Here is a 22,132-nt window from a genome sequence, read left to right on the forward strand (position 1 = left end):
AAGCAGAACCCAAAGACAAAGACGAAGCCGGTCCCCAAGATAGCGACGCCTCAGCCGTCATCGCCGACGTGCCCGACGAACCAGAACGCGTGAAGCGTCCAGGATTCGTCTACTTTCTCGGCTACGGCATCATGGCCCCGGTCGCCCGCATCGTGTTTCGCCCGCACATCGTTGGCCGCGAGAACATCCCGGCGACCGGCAAAGTCATCCTCGCGAGCAACCATCTCTCCTTCATCGACAGCATCGTCATTCCACTCGTCGCGACCCGGCGCGTGCAGTTTCTCGCGAAATCGACCTACTTCACCGGAACCGGATTTCAGGGCTGGGTGTCCCGCACGTTCTTCACCGCGATCGGTGCGATCGGTGTCGAACGCGGCGCCGGACAGGCCGCGCAAGTCGCGCTCGACGCCGGTCGCGCCGTGCTCGAAGCCGAGGGCGCCTTCGCGATCTACCCGGAAGGCACACGTTCCCTCGACGGGCGTCTCTATAAGGGTCGCACCGGCGTCGCCTGGCTTGCTCTGAGCACGGGCGCCGTCGTGGTGCCGGTCGGACTGATCGGCACCCAGGAAATTCAGCCGGTCGGCACCAAGGTTCCGCGAATCCGCCGGGTCACGGTCAGCTTCGGTCAACCGCTCGACCTCGGCCATCACGGCCATGCCAACTCCGGGAAGGCCCGCCGCCAGGCCACGGATGAGGTCATGGCGGCCATTCACAGCCTGTCCGGCCAGGAATTGGCACACGCCTACAACGAATCCCCACCGGTCGGAACGCTGAATCGCCTCGCCCATCGGGTCTTTCCGCGCGAACGCCTGTAACAGCAGGCTCCGGCTTGTCGGCGGCGCGGAGGGCGGACACAGCCGACAGTCATAGGCTGGAGGAATGACTGCAACGTATTCGGTGCCCCAGCAACGCAAGCTCGTGACGGCTCTTCCCGGCCCCAAGTCGGTTGAATTACAGGCCAGGCGGGAGAAGACGGTCGCCCGCGGGGCCGGAACCCTCGCCAACATCTACATGGACCACGGCGCGGGAGCCATCCTGGTCGACGTCGACGGTAACCAGATCATCGATCTCGGGTGCGGCATCGGGGTGACCACGATCGGTCACGCCCATCCGGAGGTCGCAGCTGCGGCATCCGCTCAGGCGGCGAAACTGACCCACACCCTATTCACCGTCACGCCATACGAGAACTACGTGGCCGTCGCCGAGAAACTCGCCGAGATCACCCCCGGCGACTTCGAGAAGCACTCGGTGCTCGTCAACACCGGTGCGGAAGCGGTGGAGAACGCGGTGAAGATCGCCCGCAAGTTCACCGGTCGCCGCGCGATCGTTGCCCTCGACCATGCCTTTCACGGTCGCACCAACCTCACCATGACGATGACATACCGGCCTTGGCCGGAACGGGCCGGCATGGGTCCGTTCCCCGGCGAAATCTACAGCGTGCCGACCAGCTACCCGTTCCGGGACGGCCTGAGCGGTCTGGAAGCGGCAGAAAAGACCATCGACTACATCAACACCCACATCGGCGCGAGTGAGGTCGCTGCGTTCTTCGTCGAGCCCATCCAGGGCGACGGCGGCGTCGTCATTCCCGCGCCCGGCTATTTCAAGCGCATTCGCGAATTCTGCACCGAGAATGGCATCGTCTTCGTCGCCGATGAGATTCAGGCTGGCATTGCCCGCACCGGAGTCTGGTACTCGATCGAACACCACGGTGTCGTGCCCGACCTGATCACCACGGCTAAGGGCATCGCCGGCGGTCTTCCGCTCGCCGCCGTCACCGGTCGCGCCGACATCATGGATTCCGTACAGCCCGGCGGTATCGGCGGCACCTTCGGTGGCAACCCGGTCTCGACCGCAGCCGCCCTCGCGGTGTTCAACCTGATCGAGCGGGACAACCTGCTCGGCGAGGCGCAGCGGGTCGAAGCGGCACTCTGGGCGCGCATCGGCGACTGGGCCGAGAAGTTCTCCATCGTCGGCGAAGTGCGCGGCAAGGGCGCCATGTTCGGCGTCGAGCTCGTGCACCCGGGCACCAAGAAGCCCTACCCCGAAGCGCTGACCGCGCTGATCAAGCACGCGACCACGAACGGTGTCATTGCCCTGGATGCCGGCAGCTGGGATTCCGTGCTGCGCATCATGCCGTCCGTCGTGATCTCCGACGAACTCATCGACGACGCGGCGACCGTGCTCGAAGAAGCCTTGACCGCCCTCGTCGCCGCCTACCCCGCGTAAGTTCTGGATTGTGCGGGCAGGCGACGCTCGCTCGACCGCCAGCCTCGGAATTCAGCGGAGTGATGCAGGTGGCCGGGAACCACTCCGCATCGCACACCCGCGACACCGGCGAGTCCAGGTCGCCGGTGAGTTCCGCAGCGATGTGGTCGACGGTGTCGGCAGCCACGCTCTCGCCGGTCGCGCAGCCGGTGAGAACAAGAAGTGCCATCTCGGTACCCGCCGTGCGCCATCGCGTGGCGCGTCATTGTTCGGCCACTGGTGCAGCAGATGGTGTCGTCGCCGGCGATAGCGTGGGCGATGGCTCTCCCGCAGCGGGCACGTCGACGAGCGGCTGCACCTGGGTGAACGGGAGCGGCGCTGCTGCGGCATCCGCTTGGTGTGCCTGCCCGAGATAGTCGTAGGAGTAGTCGATATCTCCTGAGGTCACCAGCCGCAGCGGGTACACATTCCAGCCGCTGCCGCCCGGCACCAACAGGCTCGGCACGACCATGTCCTGCTCGCCGGTTGCATCCAGCTGGGGCACGTAGTGGGTATTGACCGGGTCATTCACCACGTTGAGCGCGCGGCCGTCCTGGTCGAACAACTGCACGTCGGTGAGCGGCTGGCCGTCGGCGTCGTAGGCGAACACGTTGGTGACCTCCTGGCCGTTCTGCATGAGTCCAGGCGTGCTGTAGGGGGTGTCATCTACATACGCGCTGGTCTGCGCACTGGCCTGATTCGCCGTTACCGCCAGCACCAGCGGCAGCACGAGGACCGCGCACACGCTGACCACGGTGCGAAAGCCGGGCAACCACCGCCACGGCAACCACCGTCCGCGGCCCCACTGCACGCTCAAGATCACGAAGGCCCCAAATACGATCCAACGCACCGGGTCGGTCGGCACCGTTCTGATGGCGCCGCCCACAAAGATCTCCGCGACCGCATAGACGACCCAGCCGCGCAGCACCCACCACAGCGGGCGCAACACGAGAAGAAAGTCGAGTACCGCCGCACCGGCCGCACTCGAGCGGATGCGCCGGGCCGCGCCAGCCCGCACGGCACCGGCCAGGGTGCGCAGCCGGCGTAGCCGCGGCACCCGAACAGCGGCGCCCGCTCCCCGCAAGGGAAGCCCGGCAGCGCCGCGCAGCTCGTCTGCGTAGGCGACCGGATCACCGAACTCGAAGCCGAGCGAGGCGAAATCCGCATCGGCGGCGGCATCCGCTGCCTGCTCCGTCAGGTCGGCTTCTAGCCCCTCGGTGAGGTCGTCGATCTCGTCGGCCGGCAGATCGCTCAGGGCGGCCCGCACGGCCAGGGCGAAGTCGTGAATGGACTGGATCGTGGCGGTTTCGCTCATGACTTTTCACCGATCGTACGTAGGTGGACGGTGGGTTGCGGCTGGTTGAGCAGCTGGGTGAGGGTATCGGCGAAGTGGGTCCAGTTTGTGCGTTGTTCGGCCAGCATGGCCCGACCGTTCGCGTTCATTGCGTAGTACTTCCGGTGCGGCCCGCCGTCGGACGGAACGACATAGCTCGACAGCGCCCCCGCGCTGTAAAGCCGCCGGAGTGTGCCGTAGACGGATGCGTCGCCGACCTCATCGAGTCCGGCGGCACGCAACCGACGCACGATGTCGTAGCCGTAGCCGTCGTCGTCGACGATCACGGCCAATACGGCCATATCGAGCACCCCCTTGAGCAACTGGGTGGTATCCATCGGCATCCTTTCGATCGGCGCTAGCCCTCAACGGATTCCAGACTACTACGCCAACCACACTACCGCGCCATGCGCAACTTTGGTCGACCGCGCCAAGCCGTGGGTATCAGCTCGTTTCAGCACCGAAAAGCGCTCAAATTCGCGGCTCGGCGACGCGCAGCGCGCTTCAACGGTAGTAACCGACTCCGGGCCGGCTCCTGACCGACCGGACTACACTTGCGCTTAAAAGCACATTTCATACAGTGAACGGGCGGGGAGTCAGTGGATTTCAGTACTGCCGGTGGCGATATTTCACGCAGCGGTCTGCCCCCACGCGCAATGGAGTCATCGAGGCGCCGGCAGGCTACGGTGATCGCCCGTGCTGCGATAATCATGCTGTCGGCACTAGTGCTTTCTGGGTGCGCTTCGCCAGCGCCAGCTGCCCCGGGAGCGAACGTGACACCAACGCAAGCCGACACAACCCCAAAGCCAGTGGCACCAGCGACGGCCGCGACCGTTTCGACCATTACGATGAGCGGTTCGCAGTTGATGAGTGAGACGGCTACCGACCAGCCGCTGTCCAGCGTTGACTTTGCGGAGGGGACGAGCCCAGCGTCAACGGTATCGCCCTGGAAAGCAGCGGCCACTTCGCGGTCGGCGACAATGCCCAAGCCTTCTTCGATGCACTTCCCCCCGAGCTGGCTTTCGATGAGTACAACGACGGCTCTGGGCCCTTCGTCTACGACAAAGTAGCGGACGCGTCCCCGTGGGGCGAGAGCAACGCCTACGGAGGCGTCTCCCGCTTGGCGACCGGCGGAGAAGTGGTCAGCATCGTGGCGCCCGATACGACGAGCGCCTTCTACTGCTAGACCTGCTCGCCCAGCCGTGAGTTTCGACTCGTTTCAGCGCGCCGAAAAGCGCTCGAACTTCCGGCTCGGCGACGCGTGGCGCGCTCAGGCGGTGGTGACAGGCTCGTGACCGATCGGAAAGTTGACCGAGGCCGCGATGAAGCATTCGCGGGCAGCCTCGGCATGCAACGACTGCGCGAACTCGATCTGCTCGGGGTCGGTGATCGTCACGCGCGGCCGCAGGGTGACCGCGGTGAAGTGGCCGCCGCCCGCTGATAGCTGTTCCATGGTGCCGATCGGGGCATCCGCGTACGCCGTCACCGTGACCCCGTTGCGGGCAGCGACGTGCAGATACGACAAGAGATGGCACTGGGAAAGCGCCGCGAGCAGCAGCTCTTCGGGGTTCCACCGATCGTTGTCTCCGTGGAACGTCGGGTCGGACGAGCCTTGGATCGTCGCCTTGTCGGCGGATGCCCGACCGGCCGGCGAGATCAGATGGTCGCGCCCGTACGCCTTGTAGTGGTTCGTTCCGGTACCGCGATTCCCGGTCCACTCAACCCGCACCGCATATTCGTGCACTCCGTTCATGCTTCTCCCTTGGCTCTACAAGATTCTTGCAGGACATCTCAGGTTTACCCCGCCAACGGTCGGTAAAGTGGAGGCATCATGACTGACACCCTCACAGACTCCGCCCCCATTGCCGCCGCTGACATTGCGTCCACCCAGTACGTCGTGACGCAAGAACGAAAGATCCGCACCGCGATCCCCGGTCCGATCTCGGCAGCGTTGCATGAGCGGCGCCGGGCGGTCGTCTCCGATGGTGTGAGCTCCATGCTCCCCGTCTACATTGCCAAGGCCAATGGCGCGATCGTCGTCGATGTTGACGGCAACCAGTTCATCGACCTCGGCGCCGGAATCGGAGTGACCACGATCGGCCACACCGAGGCAAGCGTTGTCGCGGCGGCTGTCGAACAGTCTCAGGACTTTATTCACACACTCTTCACCGTCACGCCCTACGAAGAGTATGTGCGCGTCGCCGAGCTACTCGCCGAGCACACCCCGGGGGATTTTGCGAAGAAGAGCGTGCTCATCAACTCCGGAGCCGAAGCCGTCGAGAACGGCGTGAAGATCGCCCGCAAGTACACCGGCCGTCGCGCCGTCGCCGTGCTCGACCACGCCTACCACGGTCGCACCGTGCTGACCATGGCCATGAACTATAAGGCCATGCCCTATGCCACCGGCTACGGCCCGCTCGCCAGCGACGTCTACCACGCACCGAGTTCCTACCCTTACCACGACGGTCTGACCGGTGCCGAGGCGGCCGTCCGCACCATCACGTACCTCGACAAGGTGATCGGGGCATCCGATCTGGCCTGCCTCGTCGTCGAACCCATCCAGGGTGAGGGCGGATTCATGGTTCCAGCGGATGGCTATCTGCCGGCCCTGCAGAAATGGTGCACCGCAAACGGTGTCGTCATGATCGCCGATGAGATCCAGAGTGGCATGGCCCGCTCGGGCAAGTACTTCGCGAGCGAGCACTTCGGCTGGATCCCCGACCTCGTCCTCACCGCCAAGGGCATTGCCGGCGGCTTCCCGCTCGCCGCTGTCACCGGCCGCGCCGAAATCATGGATGCCTCGCAGCCCGGCGGCCTCGGCGGCACCTTCGGTGGCAACCCGGTCTCCTGCGCCGCCGCCATTGCCGTGTTCGACGCGATCGAGGCCAACAATCTGCTCGGCGAGGCCGTGCGCATCGGGAAGTCCCTCACCACGGGGCTGACCGCGCTGAAGAACAAGTACGACATCATCGGCGAGATTCGCGGCCACGGCGCCATGATGGCGATCGAGCTCGTGCAGCCAGGCACCGGAGACACCACAAAAACGCCGAACGCCGCCGCGGTGAGCGCCATCTCTACCTACGCCGGCCAGCATGGGGTTCTGCTGCTCACCGCAGGAACTTACGGCAACGTGCTGCGCTTCCTGCCGAGCCTCGCCCTGTCCGATTCCCTGATCATCGACGCCCTCTCGGTGATCGACGACGCCATCGCCGCGCACGCTGCAGCGCTTACCGCAGCGCTTACCGCGTCGTCACACTAACGCCGTGACGGAAACTTTCACGGTCGACGACTCCGTCGAGCTCGCCGTCGTCGAGCGCAGCGGCTTCGTCGAATCCCGGCACGCCGGTGCGGCGATCGTGCTCGGCACCAACGGTGAGGTGCTGCGGGCGCTCGGCGACGTGACCAGCCCGGTCTTTCCACGTTCGGCGATGAAACCGTTCCAGGCCGTTGCGGTCATGGCGAGCGGCGCCGACCTGCGGGGGGCGGACGCTGCCATCGCCACCGCCAGTCACAGCGGCACCGCCGCCCACGTCGATCTCGTTCGCGGGCTCCTCTCCCGGGCCGGAGTGCCCGAGACAGCTCTCGCCTGCCCGACGGCCTGGCCGATCGACTCCGCCGCCCGCGACGCCCTCGTACGCCTCGGTGCCAGCAAAGCACCGGTGTACATGGAGTGCTCGGGCAAACATGCGGCGATGCTCGTGGCGTGCCAGCAGAACGGCTGGGCTGTGGAGGGCTATTTAAACCCTGCGCATCCGCTGCAAAAACGCATTCTCGACGTGCTCGAACGCTTCACCGGCGAACGACCGTTGGCGTCGGGCGTCGACGGCTGTGGCGCCCCCGTGCACGCGATCTCCCTCACCGGGCTGGCCCGAGGCATCGCGCGCATTGCCACGAGCAAGTCCAACTCACCGTTTGCGATTTACCGCGAGGCGGGTTTTCTTGCCGAAGCGGTGCGCGCCAATGGCTGGGTCGTGGCCGGACCAGGCCACTCCGACAGCATCGTGATCGACCGGCTCGGTCTGTTCATGAAGGGCGGCGCCGAGGGCATCATGGTTGCCGCAGCCGAGAACGGCACCACCGTGGCCCTGAAAATCCTCGACGGCAACCTTCGCGCCGCCGCGGCGGTCGCGCTGAGCCTGCTGGCCGATGCCGGCGCAATCGCTCGAACGGATGTCGCCGAGCTGCTGCCCGAGCTGGGTCTCACCGTGACCGGCGGCGGACGGCCGGTGGGAGAGATTCGCGCCTGTTACGTCTAGCCGGTTCGGCCGGGCGGGGCGATGCGGTCGAAGCCGGCCGTCGATGACTATGCGGTACGTGGTCGAACGGTGCGTGGCGATCGCCCACCCACATCGACCACGTCGACAGAACGTATCGATCCGGTCAGCGGCAGGCCGGCGCCGGCGCCGGGTTGACCAGCGGGTCGAGGCTTTTCACGGTGCCGGGTGGGTCAGCTGAGCTTGGCCAGCCGCCGCGCCTTCGCCGCCCCCGACACCTGCACCGTGACGACGACGACGAGCGCGAGAATGAACACGGCCGAGGCGAGCACGTTAGCTTCGGCCGGAATGCCGCGCGCCGCCGATATGTAGATGTACTTGGGAAAAGTCGTCACCGCTCCGGAGTTGAAATTCGTGATGATGAAGTCGTCGAACGATAACGCGAACGACAACAGCGCGGCCGCCAGAATGCCGGGCAGTAGCAGCGGAAAAGTGATGCGCGCGAACACCTGCCAGGCGGAGCCGTACAGGTCGCGGCCAGCCTCCTCCAATGCGGGGTCAAGGCTCGCGACACGCGCCTTGACGGTGACCACCACGAAGCTGATGCAGAACATGGTGTGCGCGAGAATGATCGTCAGCATGTCTTTCGGAACACCGAGCGACAGAAACTGTGCGGCCAGGCCGGCGCCGAGGACGACCTCGGGGGTGGCCATCGGCAGAAACAGGAGCAAGCTGGTTTGCGACCGAAACTTGAACCGGTAGCGCACGATGGCGATCGCGATCATGGTGCCCAGGGTGGTGGCTGCGACCGTGGCCACGGCTCCGATGAACAGGCTGTTGCCGAAGGCCTGGCAGACGGCGCCGTTTTGTACGTTGCAGACATTGAGCCACTTGTCGAAGGTGAAACCGCGCCAGGTGATGTTCGATTTGAGCGAGTCGTTGAACGAGTAGACGAAGGTGTAGCCGATCGGAATCATCAGAAACAACAGCGCCAGACCGCTGTACACGGGCAGCAGCCACTTGCCGAGGGAGAGCTTCACAGCAGTTCCTCCGTTCCGGATCGTTTGACGTAGATGCTGACGATCACGAGGATAACCGTCATTAGAATGATCGACAGGGCCGCCGCTGAGGGGTAGTTCTGCAGCACGAGAAAGTTCGCCTCGATCACGTTTCCCATCATCTGGGTGCCGGTACCACCGAGAAAGTCGCGGCTGGCGTTGATATAGTCACCGGCCGCTGGAATGAAGGTGAGGAGGGTGCCCGCCACGATGCCGGGCATGGACAGCGGAATGGTGATCTTGCGAAACACCTGGAACGGGCTCGCGTAGAGGTCATTGCCAGCTTCAAGGTAGCGCACGTCGAGTCGTTCGAGCGTCGTATACAGCGGCAGGGTCATGAACGGAATGAAGTTGTAGGTCAGGCCGAAGATCACCGAGAAAGCGGTACCGGTCACGTGCGCTTCCGGCCCCAGCAGGGATAACGCCTTCAACGACTGCACGACGAAAGACTCATCGGAGAACAGCTGCTTCCAGGCCAGGGTGCGCAGCAGAAAGCTGATGAAGAAGGGCGCGATCACGAGCACGAGCATGAGACTTTGCAACAGCGGCCACTTTCGGGCCTTCACACCGATGAAATAGGCGAGTGGGTAGCTGATCAGCAACGCGAAGAACGTGGCGGCCAACGCGTAGCTGAATGACCGCACGATGTGCGGCCAGTAGGTCGTGACGACCTCGACATAGTTCTGCCAGCGGAAGGCGTAGTCGAATTGGCCGATATCGCCGAACTCCCGCGGCGACTGGAACGACGTCAGCAGCAACGACACCAGCGGCGTGAGAAAGAACAGCACCAGATAGAGGATGCCCGGCAACAGCAGGAACAGCGCCACCGGGCTGCGACGCCGAGCGACCGGATCGGTCGACGGCGCGGCCGTAGCGGACGGGGCTGTCGAAGAAAATGCGGCGAAGGCCATCGCTACGCCTCCTCAAACTCCGTGATCAGCGAGGACCGACGCTGCTGCGCGATGGTCTTCGTGTCGAGGTCCGCCTCAAACCGCGGCGCATCGGTGGGATCGTCGTCGAGTCCGAAGCCGTGGTTGACGTTCCAGCTGAGCCAGACCTCAGCGCCGACGTGCGCGGCCGGTCCGAAGGCCATGTTCTGGGCGAACACGACCAGGGTGCCAATTCCGGGCACGGCCACGAGGTACTGCGTACTGACCCCGCTGAACGACACGTCGATGACCCTGCCCGGCCCGAGCACGTTGCGGCCATCGGAGTACGTCGGCGCGACGTCGTGCAGCGTGAGTTTTTCGGGGCGCACACCGATCGTGACCGCGCCCGACACCCGGTGTGCACGCTCAAGCGGCACAACGATCTTCTGCCCAGAAACGTCCACCGCGATGGCGGTACCCGTGGTGGAGACGACCGGGCCGGTGAACAGGTTGGACTGGCCGAGAAAATTCGCGACGAACGCGGTTTTGGGCAATTCGTAGAGCTGCTGCGGTTCGCCCATTTGTTCGATGCGGCCCTTGTTCATGACCGCGATAATGTCGGCCATGGTCATGGCCTCCTCCTGATCGTGCGTCACGTGCAGGAAGGTGAGGCCGACCTCTTCCTGGATGGTCTTCAGCTCAAGCTGCATTTGACGTCGCAGCTTGAGGTCGAGGGCCCCGAGCGGCTCGTCAAGCAGAAGCAGCGCCGGTCGGTTGACGATGGCGCGGGCCAGGGCCACTCGCTGCTGCTGGCCGCCGGAAAGTTGCTGTGGCCTGCGGTGGGCAAGGTGATCAAGCTCCACCAGGAGCAGTGCCTCGTGTGCCTTGGCGACCGGATCGCCGATCTTGCGTCGGCGTAGCCCGAATGCGACGTTCTCCAGCACGGTCATGTGCGGAAAGAGAGCATAGCTCTGGAACACGGTGTTGACCGGGCGCTGGAAGGATTTCTGATTCGTCACATCCGCTCCGCCGATGAGGATTCGGCCACCGGTGGGTTCTTCCAGTCCGGCGACCAGCCGCAGGGTCGTCGTCTTGCCGCAGCCGGAGGGGCCGAGCAGCGCAAAGAACGACCCGGCCGGAATGGTGAGGTTGAGATTTTCAATGGCGGTGAACCCGGGGAAACGTTTCTCGATACCGACCAGTTGCAGGTCGGCGCCACGATCAGCGAACGCACCGATGGTCATCAGGCTGCACCCAGCAGAATCGACTGGAACTGTCCGTTGAAGGTTTGTTCCTCCGCGCCATCGAGACCTCGGAAGACGTAAGCGTTGGCGAGGGTCGCGTCATCGGGAAAGATCAGCGAATCTTCGGCCAGTAACGGGTCGATGGCCATCATGGCTTGCTTGGCGCCAGCGACGGGGGTGATGTAGTTGACGTATGCGGCGACCTCGGCGGCGACGGCCGGGTCGTAGTAGTAGTTGATGAGTTCTTCGACGTTCTTCTTGCCGGGCGAGCCGATCGGCACCACAAAGTTGTCGTTCCAGAGCGTGCCGCCTTTTTCGGGAACGATGAAGCCCCATTTGTCGCCATTTTCAGCGTTGAGCTGCACGATATCTCCCGACCAGACGATGGCGGCGAGAGTATCTTCGTTCGCGAGGTCCTCCTTGTAGGAGTTGCCCTTGATGTTGCGAATCTGGCCGTCGGAGACCCGCTTCTTGAACTCGTCAATGGCGGCGGTGAATTCCTCCTCGCCCCATTTGCCGGAAATGTCGATGCCCTGATCGAGCATGATCAGGCCCATGGTGTCGCGCATTTCGGAGAGTACACCGACGCGGCCCTTCAGCTCAGGGGCCCACAGGTCTTCGACCGACTTGAGTCCCTGCGGATACTTCTCCTTGTTCCAGGCCAGGCCGGCGAAACCGCCCTGCCACGGCACGCTCATGGTCCGGCCCGGATCGAAGTCGACGTTCTGCAGGGACGGCAGCAGGTTGGCAAGGTTGGGAATGTTGGCGTGGTCCAGTTCCTGGGTGTAACCAAACCGAATCATGCGGCTGACCATCCAGTCGGTCAGGCAGGCGACATCGGCGCCGATGTCCTGTCCGAGGGCGAGCTGGTCCTTCACCTTGCCGTAGTAGGAGTTGTTGTCATCGACGGCCTCGGTGTACTTGACCGAAATGCCGGTCTGCGCCTTGAACGCGTCGAGGGTCGGATAGCTGCCGGCATCATCCACGTCGATGTACAGCGCCCAATTGTCCCAGCGGAGGGTCTTGTTGGTGGCCGAGGTATCGGCCGCAGCGGTAGGTTTGGCCGCGGCTCCGGACGAGCACGCGGCCAGCGTGATAGCGGTCGCACCGGCACCGGCACCGGCCAGCAACGTGCGACGGCCCATTTGAGTGTTCTGCGCCTGACGAATGAGCTGGCGGATCATGGGATCGGCGGGCAGCGGCTTGGACTTCATCATGGTTCTCCTAGCATTCTGGGCACGCACACGGTCGGCACTCGCTGCGTTGCGAGTTGGTCGATAATTGCACATTTCGGTGGTGGACACACCGAAAAGAGTTCTAAACAGTGATTTTGAAACCGATTTGTCACGAAATCAGCACAAACTCTCAACATCCGCCCTCGAAATCACCCGTTCTTCGCGACTAGGGTGGTGGCGAGAAGTGGCGCTGAACGCTTCGACTGAGGAGCACGCTTCACGAGAGGAACACCATGAGAATCGCCATTCCGACCGAGATTAAGAACAATGAGTTTCGGGTCGCGATCACCCCGGCGGGAGTGCATGACCTCGTGCTGCACGGTCAGGATGTGCTCGTACAGGCCGGTGCCGGCATAGGTTCCTCGATCAGTGATGAGCAGTACGCGGCGGCCGGTGCGACGATTCTGCCGGACGCCGCAAGCATCTGGGCGGCCGCCGACCTGCTGCTCAAGGTCAAGGAACCCGTCGCGAGCGAGTACGGCTATTTTCGCGCCGACCTGGTGCTGTTCACCTACCTGCATCTCGCCGCCGAACCGGATCTGACCCGGGCATTGCTCGCCAGCGGTGTCACCGCGATCGCTTATGAAACCGTGCAGTTGCCCTCGCAGGCCTTGCCGTTGTTGGCGCCGATGAGCGAAGTCGCCGGCCGCCTGGCGCCGATCGTCGGGGCCAATGCCATGCTCAAGCCGAACGGCGGTCCTGGCCTGTTGGTGCCCGGCGTTCCGGGCACCCATCCGGCGAAGATCGTCGTGCTCGGCGGCGGTGTCGCCGGCACCGCCGCGATGCAGATGTCGCTTGGTCTCGGCGCTGAGGTCAGCGTACTGGACACCAACTTGTTTCGACTGCGTGAGATCGACGCCCTGCACTTCGGCCGGGTGAAGACCATCGCCTCGAACAGCTTCGAGATCGACAGGGCCGCATCGGAGGCCGATATGGTTATCGGCTCGGTGTTGATTCCGGGCGCCAAGGCCCCCAAGCTGATCAGTAACGAGCTCGTGGCTCGGATGAAGCCGGGCAGCGTACTCGTGGACATCGCCGTCGACCAGGGTGGCTGCTTTGCCGACAGCCACCCGACCACTCACGCCGACCCCACCTTCACCGTGCACCGGTCGTTGTTCTACTGCGTGGCGAACATGCCCGGCGCCGTGCCGCATACCTCGACCTATGCCCTGACGAATGCGACGCTGCCCTATGTGCGTGCTCTTGCCACTCTCGGTTGGGTCAACGCCCTGCGGGCGGACTCCGCGCTGGCCCGAGGGCTCAATACCTTCGATGGGCGGCTGACCAGCGCTCCCGTCGCGCTCGCCCACGGATTACCGCACCAGGCCGTGGCCGAGGCTCTTCGCTAGCAACACCGGTCGGGCCGGTCACCGGTCGGGCCGTCACCGGTCGGGCCTGTCACCGCAGTCCGGCTCCGGCAAGGTCGCCCGGGTCACCGCGCCGTCGGGGTGCAATACCCAGACTCGTCCGCGCCCGGGTGCCAGCGGCGGTGGAAGCTCCCGGCGGTGACTGAGCAGCCGAAAGTCCGACAGGCTGCACCGGTCGAACACCAGGCTGGCCGGGCCGCTCGCCGTTTGCTCACTCGCAGCCTGACCGCTCGAAATGGGGCCGCGCAATCGCGCCAGCAGCGTCCAGTGCGCCTGCCAGGCTTCGGGGTCACCGACGACGATCAGTCGGCCAGGGGCATCCGGCTGACTCTCCTCCCTCGACACCAGCAGGGCGGATGCCGCCGGCCCGCTCGTTCCCGCCAGTTCGATCACCGGCATGCCCAAGGCACCGCGCAGGCGGGTTGCGGTGCCGACCGGTGACGTCGACACGATCAGGAGCGGGCCGTGCGTGGGCAGGGCTGGAATGGGCAGGGCCGGGATGGACGCACCGGGCGGCACGGGAAGCGCCAGCACGGGAGCCACCAGCTGCACGCGCAGGCTGCGCCAGACTCCCCCGCCTGGCGGCAGCGACGGGTGGTAACTGGCTGATTGTCCGCCGGCTGCAAGGTGATCCTGCACGGAGGGCAGTTTCAACAGCAGGGTGCTCTGGCAGAGGGCAGCCAGACCGGGAACCATGCTGGTCTGCCGCTGCACGGCGACGACGACGTGCACACCGGCGGCCGGTCCGTCGCGCAGCAGCCCGGTGAGCAGGTCGACGGCCGCTAGTCGATGGTCTGGCTGCCAGCGGGCGCACACGGAGTCAAAGTCGTCGAAGAGCATCAACCGAGGCGACTCCCACGTCTGCTGCCCCGTTTCCACCTGGGCACTGATCTGCGCCAGGGCATCCCAGGCTGATTCGATGTCGGCGGTGACCAGCTGGGCCTCGGTCCGGTGTTCGGCCACCCGGGAGAGCGTGCGCAGCAGTGTGGATTTACCCGAACCCGCCCCTCCCACGACGAGCAGGTTCCCGTCGTGGGAGGGACTGTAGGCACACACGCGGTACCGCTGACGGTTGGGTTCATCGAGCAACCCGAGGCGGTAGCCCGTCGTCACGGCCTCGCCGGCGGCGGCAGCCTGCAGGTCGGCCACATCCAGGTCGACATCGGTCACCCGCGGCGGGAGCGCATCGAGCCACGGACGACGCGGGGCGCCTGTGCGGGGCATCGACAGCGGGGCCGCGGCGATGCTCGCAATGTCGAGATCCCCGGTTGTGGCCACCTGGCAGAGCACCGGCGCGCTCGACTCGGTGGCGATCATGCACCGGCCGGGCTGATTCGGCGCCAACGCGGCCGCGGCATCCGTGCCAATCACAGCCTGGCTGTCGGCGCGGTTATTCACGCGCAGCGACAATCGCAGGCTGCAGTTCGCCAGCAGCGCGTCACGCACCACGCCGGCCGGCCGTTGCGTGCACAAAATCAGGTGGACGCCGAGCGACCGTCCCCGGGCGGCGATGTCGACAAAGAGAGCGTGCAGCTCAGGAAACACTCCAAGCATGGTCGCGAACTCATCGACGACGATGACAAGCCGGGGAAGCGGATGCTCCAACCGCACGTCGGTCACGTCCCGCGCTCCGGCCTCGCTCAGCATGCGCTCACGGTAGCGAAGTTCGGCCCCCAAACTGGCCAGGGCCCGCGCGGCCGTGTTCGAATCGAGGTCGGTGATGAGGCCGACGCAGTGCGGCAGCCGACCGAGTGGTTGAAAGGCAGCGCCGCCTTTGAAATCGATGAGCAGAAAGTTCACCTGGCCGGGTGAGTAGGTCGCGGCGAGCGCCACGACCCAGGTGGTGAGGAGCTCGCTCTTGCCACTGCCGGTGGTTCCTCCAACCACGGCGTGCGGCCCGGACTGCACCAGGTCGATGCGCACCGGCCCGTCGCGGCCGACGCCGATCAGGCAGTCGAGGCTTGGCGGTGCCGTATCCCGATCGATCGCCCGGTCGATCGCCCCGTCGATCGCGGCAGCCTTGTCGACCTGCTCGACCTGCTCGAGCAGTTCCAGAATGGGGACCGTGTCCGGGAGTTGCCCGGCCGCTGTCAGGAGTCCGGCGGCCCGGGCCTGCCCGGCAATCGTCACCGCGAAGGTGACCGCTTCGGCCCGTGCGAGCAGTTCCGGGCAAAAATCGAGGGGCGGCGCGCGATTTGGCGAACGGATAATCTGCGCCCGTGCCGGCCCACCGACGCGCACGACCGTTCCACAGCCCGGGGGCAGATCTTCGAGCCGCGTGGCCACGGCAAGGAGCAGCCGCCCCCGGGCTGGCTCGACGCCGCGGGGTTCCGGGGTACTAACGACCGACTTCGACATTCCGGCCGCCGCCTCACGCAGCACAAGCGTGAACCTGCTCGGCGTCGACGCGACGTGTGGAAGCTGAGCCACCCAGTTCCAGTTTGTGGAACCGGTGAGACCATCTGGAGAAACGCCGAGGTCGGTCGGCGGCAGGGCAAAGCAGAGCTGCACGAACACGGCGCGGGCAAGGGCGGTCGCCAACGGCGGCGGCCCGACGATGCCGAGCCCGTGGGTCAGGTCGACGACGATGGGAGCACCGGTGACGGTCGCGGCCCACTCCGAAAGTTCCCGGTGCTCGTTCGTGGCGCTCGCCCCGCCGAGTCTGATGCCGCTCGCAACCGGGCCCGTCCCGAGCGCGACGAGCGTGGCATCCGTTTGTCGCCAACGTGCGGCCGCCGCACGGCCGAACACAATATTTCGGGCCGATGGTGTGTGTTGCCAGGCTTCGTCGCGCTGGCGGGACTGACGCTCGGCGATGACCGTACGCAACAGCGCCACTGCCGCGGCGCGCGAGGCCGTTTCGGCACGGTGGCGGTTGCGACCCGAGCGTTTCGAATCGAACATGCTGGCCACAGCGATGATCGGGCTGAGAACGGCGAAGATCAGCGCAAAGGCCGAGCCGGTGATCATCCAGATCACTCCAGCGGCGACCAATGGCGCCACCGTGGCCAGTAGCGGAAACCCAACGTGCGGCAGCGCAGCCGGCGCGGGCGGCAGGGACAGGGTTTCATCGACGGCGGACACGCGTCCAGCAGACCAGATCGGCGACCACGGAGGGGCCACGATCGAGCTATCAGTGCACAACCGGCGTTGTGCTTGCCGGTGCAGGAGCCATCCTGGGTCGAGCGCCTCAGGCGACGCTGAAGGAGTGGTCTGCGATTTCGACCCGGGTACCGCGCGGCAGGACGTACCGTCGTCCTGGTTCGAGTGACTCGGCCGTTTCGCCGGGTCGGCGAATCACCGTACCGTTGCCCGAGACGCGGTCACTGACCCAGAACTCGCCATCGTGCTGGCCGAATTCGAGGTGGGTCTTCGAGACGGATCGGTCGGCATCCGTTACCCAAATCAGATCGTCGAAAATCTCGTCGGGCTGGGGCAAGGGTTTTCGTCCAATCAGACCGGAGCCCTGCACCGACACCCGCTGGCCGGTGCTGAAGCTCATGACGAAGGTCACGCTGCTCGGCAGCGCGGCGGTCGGTGCGTTAGTCGGCGCTGCGGTCGGTACGGTAGTCGCAACGCCCGCGGGGATCGGCACAGAAATGACGCCGGTCGGGCGCGGCAGGCGCGCAATGATCGTCGTGTCGTTCGGGCGGGGGTCCGGGCGCTTGCGCGACTCCGCGGTGGCGGTGCGGGAGCTGCCGCATCCACCGCAGAACATAGCCCCAACCGACAACGAGGCACCGCATATCTGACAGGTCACGATCGCCTCGACCTAGACCTTCTTGACCACGCTGGACTTGAGCTGCATGAAGCCGAAACCATCGACCTTGCAGTCGATGTCGTGGCCGTCGACCGGATCGGAGAGGCGAATGTTGCGCACCTTGGTGCCGACCTTGATCGACAGCGACTGGCCCTTGACCTTGAGGTCCTTGATGATCGAAATGGTGTCCCCGTCGTTCAGGACGGTTCCAAAGGCGTCCTTGACCACGGTTTCCTGATCCTGCTCGTCGTCCGCCGGCTCGTTCGACCATTCGTGAGCGCAGAGCGGACAAGCCAGCAACGCGCCCATCTCGTAGGTCAGGTCGCTGGAGCATTCAGGGCACGGGGGCAGGGTCTCATCCACTCGTGTCATGATACGCGACTGCCCAGGGACGGCGACGGCAGGCAGCTGACGCGGTCAGGCTTCGGGCGTCTCGTACGGTTCGACCGCGAGCACGTCGACCACGATCGCCGTGACGTTGTCGCGACCACCATTTTCCAGGGCCGCCTCGACCATCGCCGCGACGGCATCCTGTGCGAGCTTCTTTTCGAGCAAAAAATGCCGGATGCCGTAGGAGGTGAGTTCCTTGGTGAGACCGTCGGAACAGATCAGAATGCGCATGCCAGCCAGAAGCGGCACGATACGGTAGTCGGGAATCGGCGGTTCGTGGAAGCCGACGGCGCGAGTGATGATATTGCCGTGGGGGTGTACGTCGGCCTCTTCGCGGGTGATGCGCCCGGCGTCGACCAGTTCCTGCACGACCGAGTGATCGTTGGTGATTTGCTCGAGAATACCGCCGGTTAGCTGGTACACCCGTGAGTCACCGATGTTGTACACAATCCAGCTGGCGTTATCCGACACCAGGGCCAATGCGACGCCGGTCACCGTGGTGCCGGTACCCTGATCGGTGACTCCGACACCCTGCGCCATGTCTTCAACCGCGAGAGCGAGTGCCCGATCGATCGATTCGGCCTCGGCGACGAGCGTTCCGGAGAGTTCCGCGAGCCTGGTTACGACGGCACCGCTGGCGACATCGCCAGCCGAGTGACCGCCCATGCCGTCGGCGACGGCGAACAGCGGCGGTGCGGCAAGCAAGCTGTCTTCGTTGACCTCGCGGCGATGACCGACATCGGTCAGGGCTGCCCAAGCCAGTGTTACCGTCGTTCCGACGCTGGGCAGTTCGACGCGAAATTCGGTCGAACCTTGACCAATCTGGGTCACGGGTGGTGCCTTCCGAGTGTGGGGCACGAATCCGTCCCCGCCGTTCCAACGTTCACCGAAGGACTTGGACCATAATAACGTCACCACTCGGGCCCACCGGACCGACTAGTGCCCGATGTACGACATCACGTGTTTGATGCGCGTGTAGTCCTCGAACCCGTACATCGAGAGGTCTTTACCGTAGCCGGAGTGTTTGAAACCGCCGTGCGGCATCTCGGCAACGATCGGAATGTGCGTGTTGATCCATACGCAGCCGAAGTCGAGGTGTTTGGCCAAGCGCATCGCGCGACCGTGATCGCGGGTCCATACCGACGATGCCAGACCGTACTGCACGTCGTTCGCCCACCGCAGCGCCTCGGCCTCGTCGGTGAAACGCTGCACGGTCATCATCGGGCCGAAGATCTCCTGCTGTACCGCCTCGTCGGTCTGCAGCAGATTACTGACGATGGTCGCTTCGTGAAAATACCCGGTGGTACCCAACCGATGACCGCCGAGTTCGAGCACGGCGTGGTCGGGCAGCCGGTCGACAAAGCCAGAGACCTGGGCAAGCTGGTTGGCGTTGTTGACCGGTCCGAACAAGATCCCCTGCTCGGTGGGAGTTCCCGTGCGGGCATTGTCCCGTGCGTAGGCGGCGAGCGCGGCGACGAATTCGTCGTGAATGCCGCCCTGCACGAGCAGTCGGGTAGCCGCGGTGCAGTCCTGGCCGGCGTTGAAGAAGCCGGCGGCGACGATCCCGGCAACGGCGAGTTCGATATCGGCGTCGTCGAACACGATCACCGGCGCCTTCCCTCCCAATTCCAGGTGCACCCGCTTGAGGTCGCGTGACGCAGCCTCGGCCACGGCCATTCCGGCCCGAACCGAACCGGTGATTGAGACGAGCTGCGGGGTCTTGTGGTCAATCATGGCCGCGCCGGTCGTGCGGTCTCCGGTAATCACGTTGAGCACGCCGTCTGGCAAGAATTCCGCAGCGATTTCGGCGAGCAGCAGGGTCGCGCTCGGGGTTGTATCAGACGGTTTGAGCACCGTGGTATTACCGGCGGCGAGGGCGGGCGCAAACTTCCAGACCGCCATATTCAAGGGGTAGTTCCAGGGTGTGACCTGGCCGACGACGCCGATCGGCTCCCGCCGGATGAAAGAAGTGTGGTCGGTCATATACTCGCCGGCCGCACGGCCTTCGAGAGTGCGGGCGGCGCCGGCAAAAAAGCGAATCTGGTCGACCGAGAGCATAATCTCATCGTCGACCAGGGTAGAGCGTGGTTTCCCGGTGTCGAGCGACTCGACGTCGGCGAATTCCTCCGCGCGCGCCTCCACCGCATCCGCTATTCGAAAGAGCGCGAGCTGCCGCACTGCCGGTGTCGTCTCTCCCCAGATCTGGAAAGCGGATGCCGCAGCCCGGTAGGCCGTGTCCACGTCGGACGCATTCGACACCGGGCTACTGCCGTAGACCGTTTCGGTCGCGGGATCGACGAGGTCGAACCGATCCAACGATGTGGAGTCGACGTACTGGCCATTGATGAAGTTGCGTAGTTCGGGGGCACTCATGCGAATCAGTGTACCTATTCCATTTTGATTTGCACCCAGATCCACAAATGAAATCAACGGTGATCTGCATAATGTGCGACTGATTCGCTTGCCGAAGTGTATTTAGACTGACAGAATCGATGCATGAATGGACAAAGGCGTGGTCACCCGCCCAAGCCGGCCCAGCTCGACGATGTGTCGAAGAAGATCATCGAACAGCTTCAAGCCGACGGGCGTCGGTCATACGCGGAGATCGGCAAAGCCGTCGGTCTCAGCGAGGCGGCCGTGCGCCAACGAGTGCAGAAGCTCACCGACTCGGGCGTCATGCAAATCGTCGCCGTGACGGACCCGATGCAGCTGGGTTTCTTTCGCCAGGCCATGATCGGCATCCGCGCTTCGGCCGACACCCGCGTGCTCGCCGAGCACCTGGCCGCAATCGATGCCGTGGATTACGTCGTGCTCACGGCCGGCACCTTTGACATCCTCGCCGAGGTTGTCTGCGAAGACGACGACGAACTGCTCGAACTGCTCAACTCCAAGATCCGCAATCTCGAGGGAGTCCTCTCCACCGAGACGTTCGTTTATCTCAAACTCCGCAAACAGTTCTACAACTGGGGAACACGGTAAAAAAATGACTCTCACCACACCCGTCGATGCACCGACCGCTTACAGCGACGCCCACAACGCCGAGTTACAGCAGAAGGCCAAAGATCACCTCTGGATGCATTTCTCGCGTCAGTCGGTGATGGAATCCGACGCCGGCGTGCCCATCATCGTCAAGGGCAAGGGCCACCACATCTGGGATTCCAAGGGCAAGCGGTATATTGACGGCCTGAGCGGTCTGTTCACGGTCAACGCCGGGCATGGACGCAAACGTCTCGCCCAGGTCGCCGCGAAGCAGGCCGAGGAACTCGCGTTCTTCCCGATCTGGTCGTACGCGCACCCGAACGCGATCGAACTCGCAGACCGGCTCGCCTCCTATGCTCCCGGCGACCTCAACCGGGTGTTCTACTCGACCGGCGGCGGTGAAGCCGTCGAGACCGCGTTCAAGCTCGCCAAGTACTACTGGAAGCTGATGGGGCGCCCGACCAAGCACAAGGTCATCTCTCGCAATGTCGCCTATCACGGTACCCCGCAGGGCGCACTGGCCATCACTGGTATCCCGGCGATGAAGGAGATGTTCGAGCCGGTCACCCCCGGCGGGTTCCGCGTACCCAACACGAACTTCTATCGGGCCGACGAGATGAGTCCGGGCCTCGGGCTCGGGGACAATCTCGAAATGTTCGGCCAGTGGGCCGCGAACCGCATCGAAGAGATGATCGAGTTCGAAGGACCCGAAACTGTCGCCGCCGTGTTCTTGGAGCCCGTTCAGAACTCCGGCGGTTGCTTTCCGCCGCCGCCCGGCTATTTCAAGCGCGTGCGCGAAATCTGCGACAAGTACGACGTACTCCTGGTCGCCGACGAGGTCATCACGGCGTTCGGGCGCATCGGCAACATGTTCGCCTCGACGACTTACAATATCCAGCCCGACATGATCACCTGTGCCAAGGGCATGACGAGCGGATACTCACCGATCGGCGCGACCATTGTCAGCGACCGCATCTACGAACCGTTCAGACACGGCGAAACGACCTTCTACCACGGCTACACCTTCGGTGGCCACCCGGTCTCCTCGGCCGTGGCCCTGGCCAACCTCGACATTTTCGAAGAGGAGAAAATCAACGAGAACGTTCGAAAGAACTCGCCCCTGTTCCGCCAGGAGCTGGAGAAACTGCTCGATCTGCCCATCGTCGGCGACGTGCGCGGCGCCGGGTACTTCTTCGGCATCGAACTGGTCAAGGACAAGGGCACGAAGGAAACCTTCAACAACGAGGAGTCGGAGCGTCTGCTGCGCGGCTACCTGTCGAAGGCGCTCTACGACGCTGGCCTGTACTGCCGCGCCGATGACCGTGGCGACCCGGTCATCCAGCTCGCTCCCCCGCTGACGATCGGCCCGAATGAATTCGCTGAGATCGGCGAGATTCTGCACGGGGTGCTCTCGGAGGCACCACAGCACATGTAGTTGA

19 protein-coding genes are annotated in these 22,132 nt (G+C 64.5%); 7 read left to right on the forward strand and 12 right to left on the reverse strand.

The genetic code is table 11. The features are described from left to right. The first annotated feature begins 131 nt into the window (after positions 1 to 131). Both E3T50_RS11625 and E3T50_RS11630 read left to right on the forward strand, forming a co-directional pair. Complete coding sequence (locus tag E3T50_RS11625; protein WP_134552120.1) at positions 132 to 815, forward strand: lysophospholipid acyltransferase family protein; 684 nt, start codon at positions 132 to 134, stop codon at positions 813 to 815. A 64-nt stretch (positions 816 to 879) separates the two neighbouring features. Continuing rightward, positions 880 to 2,226, forward strand: a complete 1,347-nt coding sequence (locus tag E3T50_RS11630) for an aminotransferase class III-fold pyridoxal phosphate-dependent enzyme (RefSeq protein ID WP_134460040.1) — start codon at positions 880 to 882, stop codon at positions 2,224 to 2,226. A gap of 241 nt (positions 2,227 to 2,467) precedes the next feature. Here E3T50_RS11630 and E3T50_RS11635 read toward each other — a convergent pair whose 3' ends face one another. The 3 genes from E3T50_RS11635 to E3T50_RS11645 form a co-directional block, all read right to left on the reverse strand. Continuing rightward, the gene (locus E3T50_RS11635; protein WP_134552041.1) at positions 2,468 to 3,559 is read right to left on the reverse strand and encodes a hypothetical protein; all 1,092 of its coding nucleotides are present in this window, start codon (positions 3,557 to 3,559) and stop codon (positions 2,468 to 2,470) included. Beyond that, positions 3,556 to 3,915: a PadR family transcriptional regulator gene (locus E3T50_RS11640; RefSeq protein ID WP_134552043.1), complete on the reverse strand. Its 360-nt coding sequence runs from the start codon at positions 3,913 to 3,915 to the stop codon at positions 3,556 to 3,558. The genes E3T50_RS11635 and E3T50_RS11640 overlap by 4 nt, the downstream gene beginning before the upstream one ends. A gap of 932 nt (positions 3,916 to 4,847) precedes the next feature. Beyond that, on the reverse strand, positions 4,848 to 5,330 hold the full coding sequence (locus tag E3T50_RS11645) for an OsmC family protein (protein WP_134552045.1): 483 nt from the start codon (positions 5,328 to 5,330) through the stop codon (positions 4,848 to 4,850). A gap of 78 nt (positions 5,331 to 5,408) precedes the next feature. Here E3T50_RS11645 and gabT point away from each other — a divergent pair, with 78 nt between their 5' ends. Beyond that, positions 5,409 to 6,836, forward strand: a complete 1,428-nt coding sequence (gene gabT / locus E3T50_RS11650) for a 4-aminobutyrate--2-oxoglutarate transaminase (protein WP_134552047.1) — start codon at positions 5,409 to 5,411, stop codon at positions 6,834 to 6,836. 4 nt (positions 6,837 to 6,840) lie between these two features. Then, positions 6,841 to 7,833 (forward strand): asparaginase, encoded by a 993-nt coding sequence (locus E3T50_RS11655; RefSeq protein ID WP_134552049.1) that lies wholly within the window; start codon positions 6,841 to 6,843, stop codon positions 7,831 to 7,833. A 191-nt stretch (positions 7,834 to 8,024) separates the two neighbouring features. Here the strand turns inward: E3T50_RS11655 and E3T50_RS11660 are convergent, their stop codons facing one another. Genes E3T50_RS11660 through E3T50_RS11675 form a run of 4 tightly spaced genes read right to left on the reverse strand, consistent with a single transcriptional unit; the run spans position 8,025 to position 12,176 of the window. After that, positions 8,025 to 8,831, reverse strand: a complete 807-nt coding sequence (locus E3T50_RS11660) for an ABC transporter permease (protein WP_174722463.1) — start codon at positions 8,829 to 8,831, stop codon at positions 8,025 to 8,027. Further along, complete coding sequence (locus E3T50_RS11665) at positions 8,828 to 9,760, reverse strand: ABC transporter permease (protein ID WP_134552051.1); 933 nt, start codon at positions 9,758 to 9,760, stop codon at positions 8,828 to 8,830. The genes E3T50_RS11660 and E3T50_RS11665 overlap by 4 nt, the downstream gene beginning before the upstream one ends. A 2-nt stretch (positions 9,761 to 9,762) precedes the next feature. Next, positions 9,763 to 10,962: an ABC transporter ATP-binding protein gene (locus E3T50_RS11670; protein WP_134552053.1), complete on the reverse strand. Its 1,200-nt coding sequence runs from the start codon at positions 10,960 to 10,962 to the stop codon at positions 9,763 to 9,765. Continuing rightward, entirely contained in the window at positions 10,962 to 12,176 is a 1,215-nt protein-coding gene (locus E3T50_RS11675) for an ABC transporter substrate-binding protein (RefSeq protein ID WP_134552122.1), read from the reverse strand. The genes E3T50_RS11670 and E3T50_RS11675 overlap by 1 nt, the downstream gene beginning before the upstream one ends. A gap of 254 nt (positions 12,177 to 12,430) precedes the next feature. Here E3T50_RS11675 and ald point away from each other — a divergent pair, with 254 nt between their 5' ends. Beyond that, a complete protein-coding gene (ald, locus tag E3T50_RS11680) occupies positions 12,431 to 13,546 on the forward strand; it encodes an alanine dehydrogenase (RefSeq protein ID WP_134552055.1) in 1,116 nt (371 codons plus the stop codon). A gap of 33 nt (positions 13,547 to 13,579) precedes the next feature. Here the strand turns inward: ald and E3T50_RS11685 are convergent, their stop codons facing one another. From E3T50_RS11685 to E3T50_RS11705, 5 genes are all read right to left on the reverse strand, one after another. Further along, positions 13,580 to 16,648 (reverse strand): FtsK/SpoIIIE domain-containing protein, encoded by a 3,069-nt coding sequence (locus E3T50_RS11685; protein ID WP_134552057.1) that lies wholly within the window; start codon positions 16,646 to 16,648, stop codon positions 13,580 to 13,582. A 106-nt stretch (positions 16,649 to 16,754) separates the two neighbouring features. Further along, entirely contained in the window at positions 16,755 to 17,282 is a 528-nt protein-coding gene (locus tag E3T50_RS11690; RefSeq protein WP_241990892.1) for an FHA domain-containing protein, read from the reverse strand. Between the two features lie 54 nt (positions 17,283 to 17,336). Then, on the reverse strand, positions 17,337 to 17,696 hold the full coding sequence (locus E3T50_RS11695) for a zinc ribbon domain-containing protein YjdM (RefSeq protein ID WP_134552059.1): 360 nt from the start codon (positions 17,694 to 17,696) through the stop codon (positions 17,337 to 17,339). 45 nt (positions 17,697 to 17,741) lie between these two features. Continuing rightward, complete coding sequence (locus E3T50_RS11700; protein WP_134552061.1) at positions 17,742 to 18,545, reverse strand: PP2C family protein-serine/threonine phosphatase; 804 nt, start codon at positions 18,543 to 18,545, stop codon at positions 17,742 to 17,744. Positions 18,546 to 18,650: 105 nt separating this feature from the next. Then, positions 18,651 to 20,087, reverse strand: coding sequence for a gamma-aminobutyraldehyde dehydrogenase (locus E3T50_RS11705; protein ID WP_134552063.1), 1,437 nt, complete (start codon positions 20,085 to 20,087; stop codon positions 18,651 to 18,653). A gap of 123 nt (positions 20,088 to 20,210) precedes the next feature. Between E3T50_RS11705 and E3T50_RS11710 the strand changes: the two genes are divergently transcribed. Both E3T50_RS11710 and E3T50_RS11715 read left to right on the forward strand, forming a co-directional pair. Beyond that, complete coding sequence (locus E3T50_RS11710) at positions 20,211 to 20,693, forward strand: Lrp/AsnC family transcriptional regulator (RefSeq protein ID WP_134552065.1); 483 nt, start codon at positions 20,211 to 20,213, stop codon at positions 20,691 to 20,693. A gap of 4 nt (positions 20,694 to 20,697) precedes the next feature. Then, positions 20,698 to 22,128, forward strand: coding sequence for an aspartate aminotransferase family protein (locus E3T50_RS11715; protein WP_134552067.1), 1,431 nt, complete (start codon positions 20,698 to 20,700; stop codon positions 22,126 to 22,128). The last annotated feature ends 4 nt before the right edge of the window (positions 22,129 to 22,132 follow it).

The sequence above is a fragment of the Cryobacterium gelidum genome, from assembly GCF_004403985.1.
Lineage (GTDB): Bacteria > Actinomycetota > Actinomycetes > Actinomycetales > Microbacteriaceae > Cryobacterium > Cryobacterium gelidum.

Excerpts from the sequence above, each read along its gene's own strand:
- E3T50_RS11695 (WP_134552059.1), bottom strand. The coding sequence starts at position 17,696 with ATGACACGAGTGGATGAGACCCTGCCCCCGTGCCCTGAATGCTCCAGC.
- E3T50_RS11675 (WP_134552122.1), bottom strand. The coding sequence starts at position 12,176 with ATGAAGTCCAAGCCGCTGCCCGCCGATCCCATGATCCGCCAGCTCATT.
- E3T50_RS11705 (WP_134552063.1), bottom strand. The coding sequence starts at position 20,087 with ATGAGTGCCCCCGAACTACGCAACTTCATCAATGGCCAGTACGTCGAC.
- ald (WP_134552055.1), top strand. The coding sequence starts at position 12,431 with ATGAGAATCGCCATTCCGACCGAGATTAAGAACAATGAGTTTCGGGTC.
- E3T50_RS11635 (WP_134552041.1), bottom strand. The coding sequence starts at position 3,559 with ATGAGCGAAACCGCCACGATCCAGTCCATTCACGACTTCGCCCTGGCC.
- E3T50_RS11630 (WP_134460040.1), top strand. The coding sequence starts at position 880 with ATGACTGCAACGTATTCGGTGCCCCAGCAACGCAAGCTCGTGACGGCT.
- E3T50_RS11670 (WP_134552053.1), bottom strand. The coding sequence starts at position 10,962 with ATGACCATCGGTGCGTTCGCTGATCGTGGCGCCGACCTGCAACTGGTC.
- gabT (WP_134552047.1), top strand. The coding sequence starts at position 5,409 with ATGACTGACACCCTCACAGACTCCGCCCCCATTGCCGCCGCTGACATT.
- E3T50_RS11665 (WP_134552051.1), bottom strand. The coding sequence starts at position 9,760 with ATGGCCTTCGCCGCATTTTCTTCGACAGCCCCGTCCGCTACGGCCGCG.
- E3T50_RS11640 (WP_134552043.1), bottom strand. The coding sequence starts at position 3,915 with ATGGATACCACCCAGTTGCTCAAGGGGGTGCTCGATATGGCCGTATTG.
- E3T50_RS11690 (WP_241990892.1), bottom strand. The coding sequence starts at position 17,282 with ATGTTCTGCGGTGGATGCGGCAGCTCCCGCACCGCCACCGCGGAGTCG.
- E3T50_RS11710 (WP_134552065.1), top strand. The coding sequence starts at position 20,211 with ATGAATGGACAAAGGCGTGGTCACCCGCCCAAGCCGGCCCAGCTCGAC.
- E3T50_RS11625 (WP_134552120.1), top strand. The coding sequence starts at position 132 with ATGGCCCCGGTCGCCCGCATCGTGTTTCGCCCGCACATCGTTGGCCGC.
- E3T50_RS11645 (WP_134552045.1), bottom strand. The coding sequence starts at position 5,330 with ATGAACGGAGTGCACGAATATGCGGTGCGGGTTGAGTGGACCGGGAAT.
- E3T50_RS11715 (WP_134552067.1), top strand. The coding sequence starts at position 20,698 with ATGACTCTCACCACACCCGTCGATGCACCGACCGCTTACAGCGACGCC.